Origin of the sequence: Kitasatospora sp. NPDC101155, assembly GCF_044768305.1 — a bacterium.
In the GTDB taxonomy this organism is placed as follows: Bacteria; Actinomycetota; Actinomycetes; order Streptomycetales; family Streptomycetaceae; genus Kitasatospora.
Genome location: NZ_JBIWPN010000007.1, coordinates 25521 through 38863 on the forward strand (window position 1 = coordinate 25521; position 13343 = coordinate 38863).

Sequence of the window (13343 nt, forward strand, 5' to 3'; positions counted from 1 at the left end):
GGCGCCGTGGGCGGCTCCGGCGGGTCAGGCCGTGGGCGGCTTCGGCCGGTCGGGCTGTCGGTGGCTTCGCCGGATCAGGCCGGGAGCGCGGCCGGGGTGTCGGCCCAGCAGGTCCAGTTGCGGCTGCGGGCCTGCTCCACCAGCGTGTGGTCGGCGTTGGCGACCACGACCGGGTGCCCGACCGACTCCAGCAGCGGCAGGTCGGAGATGTGGTCCCCGTACGCCCAGGAGCGGCCGAGGTCGAGGCCGTGGGTGCGGGCGGCCTCGGCGAGCGCCTGCGCCTTGTAGCGGCCGATCATCGGGTGCGGGAGCTCCCCGGTGTGGACGCCGTCGGCGACCGTGGGCCGGGCGCAGATGACCAGGTCCGCGCCGAGGTGGCGGCCGATCGGGTCGAGGCAGGGTGGGAAGGAGCCGGACACCAGCACGGTGAGGTGCCCCTGCCTCCGGTGCCCGTGGAAGGCCGCCAGCGCGCGCGGGTGGAAGAGCGAGCCGCCGGCGAGTTCCCGGGCGAACCACTCCCGGCCCAGCGCGGCGAGTTCGGCCTCCGGCCGGCCCGCGTAGTTGCGGTAGTAGAGCAGGTTGGCCTCCTCCCGCCGGCCGTTGGCCCGGGCCTCGGCGAGCCTGGCCATGGCCTCGTCGTAGGCCGAGTCGGGCAGGCCGCGGGCGGCGAGGTCGAACCGGAGGAAGCCGAGCATGCTGACCACGGTGGTCAGCGTCTCGTCGACGTCGAAGAAGGCCGCCCGGCGCCCGCCGGCGCTCACTTCGCCCCTCGCGTCCCGGCGGGGACGCGCTCGGTCTCCAGTCGCAGGTCCTGGCCGCCGTAGTCGGCCTTGGCCCGCCGGATCGCCTCGTCGACGGGGATCAGCGCCGGCAGGTCGAACAGCTTGACGATCTGCTGCAGCCGCTCGGCGACGGTGCCGCCGATGACGTGGTACGGCATGCCCATCTCCGCGAAGCTGTCCAGCAGCATCTCGTCGCAGAGCCGCCGGAACTGGTCGTTCATCGGCCGGTGGCCGTCGGCCACGATCGGCAGCTCGTTGCGTAGGTGCACGAAGGTGTCGTAGGTCTTGGCGACGTGCTGCTTGAAGGCGCTGCCGTACTGGACCATCACCTGCTCGAAGAAGTCCATCTCGGCCGTCCTGGGGACCACTTGGCCTTCGGCGAGGTGGGCGGAGGCGCTCGGGTTGATGCCCGCGCGCACTCGCAGGGTGCCGTAGATCCACTCCTGCAGCGAGGAGCCGTCGGAGACGAAGCCGTCGCCGAGGAGGTTCTCGTGCACCGCGCGCTCGACGTGACGGCGCATCACCAGCTGGAGGAACTCCGGCGGGGTGCACTCCGCGAGGGCCTTGCCCGGCAGGGCTTCGGGAAGGATCTCCCGCATGGTCTTGGCCAGCGTCCGCGGCATGCCGGTCAGGTGTGACAGCGCCATCACCGTGAACGTCTTGCCGGACGAATACGCACCCGAGACTGCCAACTTCACGTCTGCTCCCCGTTGCTACCGGTCTGCCGGTTCGTCGGACGGCGAATCCCGGGAGCCGGCCCGCTGTCCCCGCGGCCGCTCGCCTTCGCCTTGAAGAACGCTAGATCGGTTCGCTGCCGGGTGGCAGTGTCGGATCATGGTGGTGGTGGGAACACCAGGAACCGGATATCGGACGAACGCGGCGGGGGCGGGTGGGCGCGGTTGCGCCTCACCCGCCCCCGTCGGGCGCAGCGGTGGTCTGACGGCCTCCTGGCGGACCGGCCGGTCGGCTACCGGCCGGTCGGCTACCGGCCGGTCGGCTCAGGCCACCGCGCGGTCGGGTCCGGCCAGTTGTCCCAGCAGCAGCCTGAAGGAGGCCGAGGCGGCGGTCTGTTCGTCGGGTGCGTACAGGTGCAGCCTCAGGTGCGGTGCCTCGCTGAGGTCCAGCGCGGTGTGCTCGAAGGTGAGCGGGCCGCACCGGGGGTGGGTGACGGTCTTGGTCGTGCGGGTGGCCAGGCTGATCTCGTGCCGGTCCCAGAAGGTGCGGAACAGCGGGCTCTCGGTGCGCAACCGCTGGGCGACGTCCATGAAGTGGTGGTCGTCCGGGTAGCGCGCCGCCTGGGCGCGGAGGAAGCCGATGACCTCCCCGGCCACCGCCTCGACGTCCGGGAACCTCTCGCGCCAGTCGGCGTCCAGGAAGAACCGGACCGCCTGGTTGTTGTTCTCGTCGGTCAGCCCGAACACCTCGCGGGCGGCCCTGTTGAACACCGGGATGTTGCCGTAGCGGTCGACCAGTTTCGCCGGGTACGGCATCCAGCGGTCGACGATCCGCTGGAGCCTCGGCGGGATGCCCTCGGTGTGGGCGTCGCGCGGCAGCGGGGAGTTGAGGCCGGCCAGCCGGTGCAGGTGGGCCCGCTCCGGCTCGCCCAGCCGCAGGGCCCGGCTCACCGCGTCCAGGACCTCGGGCGAGACCTTGATGTCCCGGCCCTGTTCGAGCCAGGTGTACCAGGAGACGCCGATCCCGGCGAGGACGGCCACCTCCTCCCGTCGGAGCCCGGGGGTCCGCCGGAATCCGGCCGAGGGCTGGCCGACGTCCTCCGGCTTGAGGGCGGCGCGACGGCTTCGCAGAAAGTCTCGCAGTTCCGCCCGTCGGGCCTGCAATGGATTCATCCCGTCAGGTAATTTCTGCATGTCACCCAGCCTAACCCCAAACTTTTCGGGCCAGCCGTAACCCGACTGTCAACCGGGCCTCAAAAGCCGGTCCAACCTGCTGGTATAGGTTAATCGACTGGCCCGCACGACGAATGCGGAACACCAGGTTCTATTCTTTACGAACCTATTCCGGACATTTACCGGCCACGACGGACCCGGGAATAGCGCGGCAGCGGCGCGCTGAAATGCCGGGCCGCCACGGCGGGAGCCCCGGGCGGGCTCCGGAGCTTCCGCGTGCGTTCCGTGGTGGTTCCGTGCGGGTTCCGGGGCTCCCGTGAAGGCCGCCCGTCACCGCGGGTGGATGCCGCCGTCCAGCCCGATCACCTGGTTGGTGAGGTAGCCGTTGCGCAGCACCGCCATCACCAGGTCCGCGACCTCCTCCGGGCGCCCGTAGCGGCCGACCGGGACGGCGGGCGTGAGGCTGCCCTCGGTGAGCGAGGGCAGCATCCGGGTGTTCTCGATCAGCGCCGGCGCCACCGCGTTGACCGTCACCCCGTGTCCGGCGACCTGCGGCGCCAGCGAGTGCACCAGGCTGTGCAGCCCCGCCTTGGAGGCCGCGTAGTGCGGGCCGACGATGCCGCCGATGAAGGCGGCCGTCGAGGAGATGAACACCAGCCGGCCGTACCGGCGGGCCATCATCGCCGGGATCACCTCCTGGGCCAGCAGGAACGGCGCCCGGAGGTTCACCGCGAGGGTGCGGTCCCAGGTCCTGGTGTCGACGGCCAGGCGGATCCGGCGCGGCGCGCAGCCGGCGTTGGGGATCAGCACGTCGATCGGGCCGAGCGCGTCGGTGGCCTCCCGGACCAGCCGTTCCGGGGTCCGGGGATCGGCCAGGTCGCCGCGCAGGGCCACCGCGTCCAGTCCGATGTCCCAGGCCTCCTCGGCCAGTAACTCGGCTTCGTCGTAACGGCTGTTGGCCACGAAGGCCACCCGAGCCCCGGCCGAGATCAGCCGGCGGCCCAGCGCGCCGCCGATCCCGCCGGACGCCCCGGTCAGCAGCACCACCCGCCCGGCCAGACCCGATTCCTCCAGGTGCATCATCAGCTCTTCCTCCCACCGGTGCGGATCAACGACTGCAGCTCACCATGCGGTCGCCGGGCTTCCGGTGTCCAAGACCCATTCCCGAAGCTGTCATACCCTGCGGGCATCACAACTGAGGAGTGATGCCCGGTGGACCTGGACCTGAGGAAACTGCGCTACTTCGTGGCCGTCGCGCACCGGCAGCACTTCGGCCGGGCCGCCGAGGAGCTGCACATCGCCCAGTCCGTACTGTCCCGTCAGATCATGGCACTGGAAAGGGAGTTGGGCGTCCGGCTGTTCGTCCGGACCAGGCGCACCACCGGGCTGACCCCGGCCGGCGAACAGCTGCTGGCCGACGCCGAACCGCTGCTGGCGAACGCCGAGGCGGTTCGCCGGCGGGCCGCCCGGGCCGGCGGCTCGGGGCCGCTCGGCTTCACCGTCGGGTTCATGCCCGGCCTGATCGTCACCCCGGCGGTGCGGGTCATGTCGGAGCGCCACCCCGAGCTGGCCGTCGAGGTGCTCCGCACCAGCTGGGACGACCAGGTCCAGGTGATCAACGACGGCCGGGTGGACGTCGGCTACCTCCGACTGCCGGTCGACCAGCGCGGACTGACCGTCCTCCCCCTGCTCACCGAACCCCGCGTGGTGGTGCTCCCCGCCGACCACCGGCTGGCCGGCCTGAGCGCCGTCACCCTCACCGACCTCGCGGGCGAGCAGCTGTTGCAGAACCCCGAGGCCGTCCTGCCGGCGCAGGACGCGGCCGCCCTGCGGGACGGCCGGGCGCGGCCCTCCCTCCAGGCCATCCGCACCGTCGAGGAGAAGCTGGAGTACGTTGCCGCGGGCCACGGCATCGTCGTCCTGCCGCTCTCCGTCGCCACCTTCTACACCCGCCCCGACGTCACCCACCTGCCCGTCCACAACCTGCCGCCCAACGAAGTGGCGCTGGCCTGGGACCGCAACCGCAGCAGCCGGCTGATCGAGGAGTTCGCCGGCATCGCCGTCACCCTCCAGGCCGCCAAGCTCGACCCCGTCGGCGCCCGCCCGGCCACCGCCCACGGCTGAGCGCCAACGGCCGTCCCCCCGGCGGCGTTCGGGACGAACGGGGCTGGCCTCGGCCGGTCCGGTGGGCTACGGTGTCCGGCGATGACTACCGGGACGGCTCTGCGCCACACACGAATTGGTGACCCGGCGCTCCGCTGAGCGCCGTACGGGCCACCGCGGGCCCGCAGTTCGATCGAGGATCCGGCGCCGTCGCGCGGGCTCCGCCTCCGTCGTGTTGACCACACGCTCGACACGTCAACCACGACAGGAGACCTTCCTTGCCCACCAAGACGCTGACGATTCCCACCGCGGACGGCCGGGCCGACGCCTTCGCCGCCCACCCCGACCGCGACGGGCGGCACCCCGGGGTGCTGATGTACGCGGACGCCTTCGGCATCCGGCCCGTGCTGCGGGAGATGGCCCGCGAACTGGCCGGACACGGGTACTACGTGCTCGTCCCCAACTTCTTCTACCGGCACGGCCCGACACCGGTGGTGGAGCTTCCCGAGTACATCGGGGAGGAGGCCCGGACCGCGGCCGTCGCCCGGCTGATGCCCCTGATCAGGACGCACACCGCCGAACGCGTCCTCAGCGACGCCGACGCCTACCTCGGCTTCCTCACCGCCCAGCCCGAGGTCGCCGCCGGACCGGTCGCCGTGACCGGCTACTGCATCGGCGGCCTCCTGGCTTTGCGCACCGCCGCGGCCCACCCCGGCCGGGTGGCCGCCGTCGCCGGATTCCACGGCCCCGTGGGCGCCGACGGGCCCGACATGCACCGCCTCGTCTCCAGGCTCACCGCCCAGGTCCACCTCGGCCACGCCGAGACCGACATGACGCCCGAGACCCTCGGCGAGCTGAACCGCGCCCTGGACGCCGCGGGCGTCGACCACACCTCCGAGATCTACCCCGGCACCGTCCACGGCTTCACCATGTCCGACACCGACGCCTTCAGCCCCTCCGGACTGCGGCTGCACTGGGAGCGCCTGCTGCCGCTCCTCGGCCGCACCCTGACACACGGCTGAGGCGCCCGGACGGCGAGTGCTCGGCGCAGCGCGGCACGGTGTCGAGCACCGCCCCCGGCCCCCGATCGGCCCCGATGGGCCACTGCGCCGACGCGGCGACCGCGCCGCCGCCGATGGACGACATCCGCAACGCCGCTGCGTTTAGCGTGGTGAGCGGGATGCAAGTCCGTTTGGTGCTGCGCCTGCGTTGTCGGACGTGCTCACGAGCATCGGCAATCTGTGCCGGGTGCGCCGCAGATTTGACTGACGCCCAGGTGGCTCGCTCAGCGACCTTGCAGGTCGACAGGAACGAGCACGTTCAACCGAAGACTCAGGCCCGCAGTCTCTTGCCAGAATTGATTTGCGATCAAACCTAACTGTATGACAGATGCATCGGTGCCATCACCCAGCTCCCCCCGCGAGGTGCTCTCCAGCCTCGGCGAGCTAACCCGCCGTGTCCGTTCCGCCCAGCGCGGTACCTGGTTCCCGCTGCTGCTGTTCGGGGTGCTCACCCTCGGCGGGATCAGCACCTGACGGTCCTGGAGAAGGCCGGTCTGGTCCGCATTGAGAAGGGCTACGAGGGCAAGCGCGCCCGCACTTGGCTCTCCCTCACCCCGGCCGGGGACCGCGCGCTGAGGGATGAGGTGGCCCAGCTGAAGCGGCTCATCGAGCAGATCGAGCAGGGAGGCTCGCCAGTGGCAACCTGAGTCTTCGTCATACCCCAACGCAACTTCCCAAGCGGCAGGTCGGACCGCCCGAACTGCCCGCGTGGAGCGGCATTCGCGAGATCCGCCGGCGCCGTTGCATTTAGCGTCGTGGGCGGGGTGCAAGTCCGTCTTCCATGATCGTGACCTGGGCGTGGAAGGTGTAGTCCTGGGCGGTGGCGGGGTGCTTGCCGATGTTCGGAGCGTACTTGCTGGCACTCTTCAGGCTGCGGGCCTTCATCCGCTGGCGGCGGTGTGCGGGCAGCAAGTTGTCCAGCAGCGCGAGACCAATCGCGCCGACCAGGCGGGCGGGCCCGTCGATGAGCACGCCCGCGGCAGTGGTCACCTGGTCGCGGGCCGCGTGGAGGGCGACGGTGAGGCTGAGCCGGTCCATGTCCAGGCCGGGGCGACTGGCGGCGGCATCGGCGGCGGTATGGATCAGCGCCTGGTAGACCACCAGGATCGCGTAGACCTCCTGGTCCAGGTCGGCGGGGTGCCCAGAGCGCAGGACCCGGCCGTTCAGCAGGGTCGCCTTCAAGCTCGCATACGCGGTCTCGGCCTGCCACCTTTCGTGATACAGCGTCACGAGCCGGTCGGCGGGGAAGCGGATGTGGTCAAGCAGGCTGGTGAGCAGGCGCCACTGTTCGCGGCGGACGGTGCCGTCGGCCAGGGCCCAGGTGCCCCGGCGCGAACACCCCCGCCGCTACCGCGACCACCTGCGTGATGACAGACTTCTCCTGCAACGGGACCCCTGTGCTTGATCGACGTTCTTCGCCGATCGTTGATCTACAGGCGTCCCGTTGCCTCGTTCAACCCCTTGACCTGCGGCCTCACACGTAAACGCAACGGCGTTGGTGATCATCCATGCCGTGATTCTTGGCAGGGCCTGAAGGCTCGGACAATCGTATTTCACGATGATCGATGCTCTGGCGTGCTCAAGTCACCTGGTAGTACCGGGAGTTACCCGGAAATGAAGACTTGTCAGAGGGCTTCCCGTACGGCTCCAGGGCTCGCACACTCATGGGCATGACCAGCCCTCTACGCGCGTGGAAGACCGCCGCCTCCGCCGCCACCGTCGCCCTGATCGCCCTCGCCCCCGTCGCCGTCGCCGTCGCCGTCGCCGTCGCCACCGAGGCGAACGCCGCCGTGAGCGGCAACGTGTGCCTCACCGCCCTGCCGCCCCAGGCCAGAACCACGCTCAACCTGATCGCGTCCAACGGGCCGTTCCCGTACCGGCAGGACGGGATCGTCTTCCAGAACAACGGCGGCGTGCTGCCGCGCCAGTCGTACGGCTACTACCACGAGTACACCGTGGTGACCCCGGGCGCCCCGACCCGCGGCGCCCGTCGGATCGTCACCGGCAAGCAGTACCACGAGGACTACTACACCAGCGACCACTACGCGACGTTCCGGCTGATCAACTTCGGCTGCTGACAAGGGAATCGGCCCACGGCCTCGGCGCGGTGACCTGCCCGCCGGGGCTGTTGGCGTGCAGTGGCGCCGAGGGGTGCGCTCAGGTGGGGAAGGAGTTGCCGCGAGGGTGGTGAGGCCGCTGCCGGCGGTGGCGACTGCGGCGACGGGCGCGCGCGACTCCAGCAGCGGGGCGAGCGGCGGGCGGTGGGCGGGCAGTGGGTGGGCAGTGGGTGGGGCGATGCGGTGTCTAGGGATTCACCCAGGGCGAACGGGCATTCGATCCGACGGTGAAATCACATAAAAGAACGACGACCTGGCTGCGCCAGGACACCGGTACGCGGTTCAGCCGGGCGGTGGCGCCGCTGGAACACTGGTACCTCGGCTTCCCCCGAGGGCTCTCCCCGGGGCTGAACCTGGTGGTGGAGGGCATCGGCGGGATAACGGAGGAGGTACTGCGTCGGGCAGTCGCAGCGGCCTCCGAGGCCTGCCCGGGCGCACGGCTGACCCGCCGCGGCGGGCGCTGGCTGGACAGCGGCCAGGCGCCGCCCGTCCGCCTCGTGGCAGGCCGGACACCCGACCGTGACACCCTCGACCGGGCCGCCGAGCTGAGCCGGCCGCTCCCAGCCCGGGGGGCGTACTGCGAGGCCGTGCTGTTCGACGGCCCGCGCCCGGCCGTGGCCTTCCGCGCCTCGCACGCCGTGATGGACGCGCGCGGGCTGCGCCACTGGGCCGCCGACGTCTTCCGGGCCCTGCGCGGCGAGGAGCCGCTCGGTGCCCGGTCCACGATCACCGTCACCGGGCTCGACGAGCCGCTGCTGCACCAGGGCGGCGGGGTGGACGGGGAGTTCGCGCTGCGCCCGGTGCTGGACGTCCCGCGCGGCGCGGGTTTGCACGGGCAGCGCTGGTGGCGCCGGACGGTGGACGGCACCTACCCGGCCGTCGCGGCCCGGCTGGCCACCGAGCTGGCGCGCCGCTCCGGCGAGCCGGTGGCGACCGTCGGCATCCCCGTCGACCTGCGCCAGTTCCACCCCGGCCTGGACTCCACCGGCAACCTGGCGGTCACCGTCAGCCTCGACATCACCGCCGGGCAGGAGTGGGAGGAGACCCAGCGGCAACTGCTGGGCGTGCTGGCGGAGCGCCGGGGCACGGTCCGCACCCCGGGTCCCGAGATCCTGCGGGCGCCGCTGGGGCTGCTGCGGATGATCGTCCGCAGGCTCGACCGCGGGACCCGCGGCAGCGGCCGGTTCTCGTCCGTCGCGTCGGTCACCAGCCTGGGGCGGATCGACCCCGTGGCCTTCGCCACCGCCGACTTCCGGCCGACCTCGGTCTACCTGCTGTGCCCGCGCGAGCCGGCGAGCCCGCCCGGCCTGAGCGTGGTCGAGTGCGACGGGCGCACCGAACTCACGCTGTCCTGGTGGTCCGGCGCCGAGTGCGAGGCCCAGGCCGAGGAACTGCTCGACGGGCTCTGCGAGGCGCTCTCGCCGTCCGAGGCCCGTGCGTACGCAACGCTGCCGCCCGAGCCGTCGTCCGGATCGTCGGACGCCCGGACCGTGGTGGAACGTTTCCGCGCCCAGGTGGCCGCCCGGCCCGACGCCGTGGCGATCAGCGGGCCGGACGGCGACGTGACCTACGCGGAACTCGACCGCAGGGCCCGGGCGGTCGCCGCCGGGCTCCGGGAGCGCGGCCTCGGACGCGACACCGTCGTCGGCCTGCTCACCGACCGTTCGGCCGCCGCCGTGGCCGGCGCGTGGGGTGCCCTGATGGCCGGCACGGCCTACCTGCCGATGGACCCCGGGCACCCGGACGCCCGCGTCCGCGAGCTGCTCGCCGACGCCGGAGCGCCGCTCTGCATGACCCACCGGCCTTACGCACAAAGGGACTTCCTGCCTCCGGGCTGCACGCGACTGCTGCTGGACGAGCTGCCGGACGGCCCGACCCCGGACCTCCCGCCGGGCGGGCCGGAGCCCGCCGACCTCGCGTACGTCGTCTACACCTCGGGCTCGACCGGCAAGCCCAAGGGCGTGGAGATCGAGCACGGCGCGCTCGCCGGCTACGCGTCCTGGGCGATCCGTGAACACGGCATCGACCACGACACCCGGCTCCCGCTGCTGTGCTCCCTCTCCTTCGACGTGGCGGAGATCTCCCTCATCCTGCCCTTCCTGGCCGGCGGCACCCTGCTGGTGATGGGCGAGGAGCTCACCCACGTGTCGCTGCGCGAGGTGCTGGCCGCCGGCGCCACGGCGCTCGCGCTCACCCCGACCCACCTCGACCTGATCACCCGGCTCGACCTCGAACCCGGGCGCGTGCGCACCCTGCTCGTGATCGGGGAGCAGTTCACCCGCGCGCTCGCGCTGCGCGCTCGTGAGCGCTTCGGCCCGGACTGCCGGATAGTCAACCTGTACGGGCCGGCCGAGGCGACCATCGGCGTCAGCCAGCACGTCTTCGACGACGCGCGGGACGACGGCGCGAGCGTGCCGATCGGGCGGCCCGGTGACGGCGTGACGATGTACCTGCTGGACGCCGACCGGCGCTTCGCCGCCCCCGGTGCGACCGGCGAGCTGTACCTCGGCGGGTGCCAGCTCGCCCGCGGCTACCGGGGCCGAGCGGACCTCACCAGGGAACGCTTCGTCCACCTCGCCGACGGCACCCGGGTCTACCGCACCGGCGACCTGGCCCGCCGACTGCCGTCGGGGGAGATGGAGTTGCTCGGCCGGATCGACGACCAGGTCAAGGTGAACGGGCACCGGATCGAGCCTGCCGAGATCGCCCGGACGCTGGAGGAGCACCCGGACGTGGCGGCGGCCGTGGTCGTAGCCAGGAGCCGGCCCGGCCGCTCCGGCAAGGTGCTGTGCGGCTACGTGCTGCCCCGCCCCGACGTCCGCCCGCCGGACGCCGCCGAACTGGAGCGGCACCTGCTCGCGCGCGTACCCGCCTACCTGGTGCCGGCCGCGCTCACGCTCGTCGACCGGATCCCGCGCACCGTGAACGGCAAGGTCGCGGTGGACGCGCTGCCCGACCCGTTCGGCGAGCCGGGAGCGACGGCCCCGCCGGAGGCCGTCGCACTGAGCCCGGTGGAGCGGGAGGTCGCGCGGATCTGGGCCCGGGTGCTCGGCGTGGAGACCGGAGGGCTGGGCCCGGACAGTGACTTCCACGAGCTCGGCGGCGACTCCCCGGCCATGATCACCATGGTGGCCGAGGTCGCCCGCGAGGTGGCCGGCCCGGACGGCGAGGCGCGCCTGGCCGCCCGGCTGCGGGAAGTCGTCGCCCGGCCGACCCTGGCCCGGGTCGCCGCGCTCGCCGAAGCCGCCCGGCCGGAGCGAATCGGGCCGGAAGTCTCGCAAATTCCTTAGCGGTGCTTCTGGTTCGCTGGCTCTGCCGAGAACGGCCCGCGAGCAGTGGCTGAAGGGGAACGGATGTCCAAGCGTGCACTGATCACCGGGGTGACCGGCCAGGACGGGTCGTACCTGGCCGAACACCTCATCTCCCTGGGGTACGAGGTCTGGGGCCTCACCCGGGGACAGGCGAATCCGCGGAAGGCACGTCGGCCGCGATGCGGATGAGCGCCTGGTAGGTCGCCAGAAGCGCGTAGACCTCCTGCTCCAGGCCCGGGACGCTGCGCGAGGGCGGCCGTCGAGCATGGTCGCCTTGATCGAGAAGTGGGTTGTCTCCACCTGCCACCGGCGGTGGTAGAGCTCCACAAGTTCCCGTGCGGGGTGGCGCTCGTGGTCGAGGAGGCTGGTGATCAGTCGCCAGTTTTCACGCCGGGTGGTGCCGTCGGCGAGGGTGACGGTGATCCACGCCTCGATCACGCGCACCGGCAGCACGCCATAGCCACTCCCGGCCCGGTAGGGGGCGGCCAGGCGGGCCAGGTAGGAGCCGTCGGGCAGGCGGCGCTGGATGGTCGGGCGGCGCCGGACGGAGGAGCGCACCAGGAACTGTGCGCCGGTCGCGGTCACTTCGCGCAGGAACTCCACGGCGTCGAAGGCGGCGTCGCCGAGCAGCAGCATCGAGGCATCCAGGCAGCTCAGCAGGCGGCGCGCGTAGGGAAGTTCACCCTCTCCTCGGGGCCGAAGCAGGCGGCGCAACGGGACCGCTCCCACCCGGCGTTGCCTCGTTCATCCCCTTGACCTGCGGCCTCACACGTAAACGCAACGGTGTTGACGACATCCGGGGTAAAAGATCATCACTCCATTCACCAAAACGAGCTATTTCCTCCCTTCGTTGTATCCACCCCCGGCTAAGATCCACTTTTCGTGACTGACCGTCAGACAAGCACAGCGCCCCACGGCTCCGCCGACGTCGTCATCCTCGGCGCCGGACCGGCCGGACTGACCCTCGGCAATCTCCTCCTCGCCGCCGGGATCGACTGCGTCGTCCTCGAACGCGCCGACCGCGCCCACGTCCAGACCCGGGCCCGGGCCGGCTTCCTCGCCGCGAACACCGTGCGCGTCCTGGACCGCCACGGCCTGGCCGAAGGCCTGCACCGACGAGGCATTCCCCATGGCACCTGCGAGTTCCGCACCGAGGTCGGCCGTTTCCGGCTCGACTACGGCACCCTCGGCCGCGGCGAGCAGCACACCGTCTACCCCCAACAGGACCTGGTCACCGACCTGCTGACGCACTACCTGGCGGCGGGCGGACGGATCCACTTCGAGACCGAGGCCCTGACCGTGGACGACGCCGCCGGCGCCCGCCCCACGGTCACCGTCCGCGCCGCCGACGGTCGCCCCGGCCGGTGGCAGGCCCGCTACGTCGCCGGCTGCGACGGCCGCCACGGCGCGGCCCGGCGCTCGCTGCCCTCCACCGCCCGCCGCCACCACCGCGACCACGGCGTCAGCTGGCTCGGCCTGCTCGCCGAGGCGCCGCCGAGCCTGGACGCCGTCGGCTACGCGCTGCACGGACGCGGCTTCGCCGGACACATGGCCCGCACCGCGGAGGTCACCCGCTACTACCTGCAGTGCGAACGCGGCGCCGCGCCCGACGCCTGGTCGCAGGAGCGGATCTGGGAGGAACTCGGGCTGCGCATGGGCGCCGCCGACCACGGCCCGCTGCGCCAGGGCCGGATCTTCCAACGCTCCGTCATCGACCTGCAGTCCGACGTCATAGAACCCCTGCGGCACGGCTCGCTCCTGCTGGCGGGCGACGCCGCGAGCCTGCCCGCCCCGGCCGCCGCCAAGGGCGCCAACCTCGCCGTCCTGGAGGCGGAACTCCTCGCCGAGGCCCTGATCGACGACCTCTCCCACGGCGACCCCGCGACGCTCGACCGGTACTCCCGGCGCTGCCTCGCCCACATCTGGCGCGCCCAGGAGTTCTCGCACTGGATGATCCAACTGCTGCACGCCCCGCTCGGGTCGGACGAGGAATCGCACTTCCACGCATCCCTGCGGCGCTCACGCATCGAATCGCTGCGCACCTCGCGCACCCACCAGGACTGGTTCGCCGAGAACTACGTCGGCATCTGACCGCCCGGGCCCCACACCCCACCCCTCACAG

The 13343-nt window shown here is 72.0% G+C and carries 12 protein-coding genes and 2 pseudogenes; 8 read left to right on the forward strand and 6 right to left on the reverse strand.

Translation table 11 applies throughout. The features are described 5' to 3' along the window. Window positions 1-74: 74 nt before the first annotated feature. From ACIRYZ_RS12655 to ACIRYZ_RS12670, 4 genes are all read right to left on the reverse strand, one after another. The gene (locus tag ACIRYZ_RS12655) at window positions 75-761 is read right to left on the reverse strand and encodes an HAD family hydrolase (RefSeq protein WP_402942755.1); all 687 of its coding nucleotides are present in this window, start codon (window positions 759-761) and stop codon (window positions 75-77) included. After that, window positions 758-1480, reverse strand: coding sequence for an AAA family ATPase (locus ACIRYZ_RS12660; protein WP_402942757.1), 723 nt, complete (start codon window positions 1478-1480; stop codon window positions 758-760). The genes ACIRYZ_RS12655 and ACIRYZ_RS12660 overlap by 4 nt, the downstream gene beginning before the upstream one ends. Window positions 1481-1780: 300 nt before the next feature. Further along, the gene (locus tag ACIRYZ_RS12665) at window positions 1781-2629 is read right to left on the reverse strand and encodes a helix-turn-helix transcriptional regulator (protein ID WP_402942760.1); all 849 of its coding nucleotides are present in this window, start codon (window positions 2627-2629) and stop codon (window positions 1781-1783) included. A gap of 330 nt (window positions 2630-2959) precedes the next feature. Continuing rightward, window positions 2960-3712 (reverse strand): SDR family NAD(P)-dependent oxidoreductase, encoded by a 753-nt coding sequence (locus ACIRYZ_RS12670; protein ID WP_402942763.1) that lies wholly within the window; start codon window positions 3710-3712, stop codon window positions 2960-2962. Between the two features lie 129 nt (window positions 3713-3841). On the opposite strand from ACIRYZ_RS12670, the gene ACIRYZ_RS12675 reads away from it, so the two are divergent. The 4 genes from ACIRYZ_RS12675 to ACIRYZ_RS12690 all read left to right on the forward strand — a co-directional run bounded on the left by ACIRYZ_RS12675 (window position 3842) and on the right by ACIRYZ_RS12690 (window position 6440). Beyond that, window positions 3842-4753 carry a LysR family transcriptional regulator gene (locus tag ACIRYZ_RS12675; protein ID WP_402942766.1) on the forward strand — a complete coding sequence of 304 codons (912 nt, stop codon included), beginning with the start codon at window positions 3842-3844 and terminating at the stop codon, window positions 4751-4753. Window positions 4754-5010: 257 nt separating this feature from the next. Next, window positions 5011-5754 carry a dienelactone hydrolase family protein gene (locus tag ACIRYZ_RS12680; protein ID WP_402942769.1) on the forward strand — a complete coding sequence of 248 codons (744 nt, stop codon included), beginning with the start codon at window positions 5011-5013 and terminating at the stop codon, window positions 5752-5754. Window positions 5755-6114: 360 nt separating this feature from the next. Then, complete coding sequence (locus tag ACIRYZ_RS12685; RefSeq protein ID WP_402942771.1) at window positions 6115-6267, forward strand: hypothetical protein; 153 nt, start codon at window positions 6115-6117, stop codon at window positions 6265-6267. A 29-nt stretch (window positions 6268-6296) separates the two neighbouring features. After that, window positions 6297-6440, forward strand: coding sequence for a hypothetical protein (locus ACIRYZ_RS12690; protein ID WP_402943403.1), 144 nt, complete (start codon window positions 6297-6299; stop codon window positions 6438-6440). 100 nt (window positions 6441-6540) lie between these two features. Here ACIRYZ_RS12690 and ACIRYZ_RS12695 read toward each other — a convergent pair whose 3' ends face one another. Next, window positions 6541-7023: a hypothetical protein gene (locus ACIRYZ_RS12695; RefSeq protein ID WP_402942774.1), complete on the reverse strand. Its 483-nt coding sequence runs from the start codon at window positions 7021-7023 to the stop codon at window positions 6541-6543. Between the two features lie 440 nt (window positions 7024-7463). Here ACIRYZ_RS12695 and ACIRYZ_RS12700 point away from each other — a divergent pair, with 440 nt between their 5' ends. The 3 genes and pseudogenes from ACIRYZ_RS12700 to ACIRYZ_RS12710 form a co-directional block, all read left to right on the forward strand. Then, the gene (locus ACIRYZ_RS12700) at window positions 7464-7871 is read left to right on the forward strand and encodes a ribonuclease domain-containing protein (protein ID WP_402942777.1); all 408 of its coding nucleotides are present in this window, start codon (window positions 7464-7466) and stop codon (window positions 7869-7871) included. A gap of 266 nt (window positions 7872-8137) precedes the next feature. Continuing rightward, entirely contained in the window at window positions 8138-11200 is a 3063-nt protein-coding gene (locus tag ACIRYZ_RS12705; protein ID WP_402942780.1) for an amino acid adenylation domain-containing protein, read from the forward strand. A gap of 63 nt (window positions 11201-11263) precedes the next feature. Continuing rightward, window positions 11264-11392, forward strand: a pseudogene (locus tag ACIRYZ_RS12710) (GDP-mannose 4,6-dehydratase); the annotation flags it as partial. Between the two features lie 102 nt (window positions 11393-11494). Here the strand turns inward: ACIRYZ_RS12710 and ACIRYZ_RS12715 are convergent. Continuing rightward, window positions 11495-11950: pseudogene (locus tag ACIRYZ_RS12715) on the reverse strand (transposase); the annotation flags it as partial. A 153-nt stretch (window positions 11951-12103) separates the two neighbouring features. On the opposite strand from ACIRYZ_RS12715, the gene ACIRYZ_RS12720 reads away from it, so the two are divergent. After that, a complete protein-coding gene (locus ACIRYZ_RS12720) occupies window positions 12104-13312 on the forward strand; it encodes a 4-hydroxybenzoate 3-monooxygenase (protein WP_402942782.1) in 1209 nt (402 codons plus the stop codon). Window positions 13313-13343 lie beyond the last annotated feature (31 nt).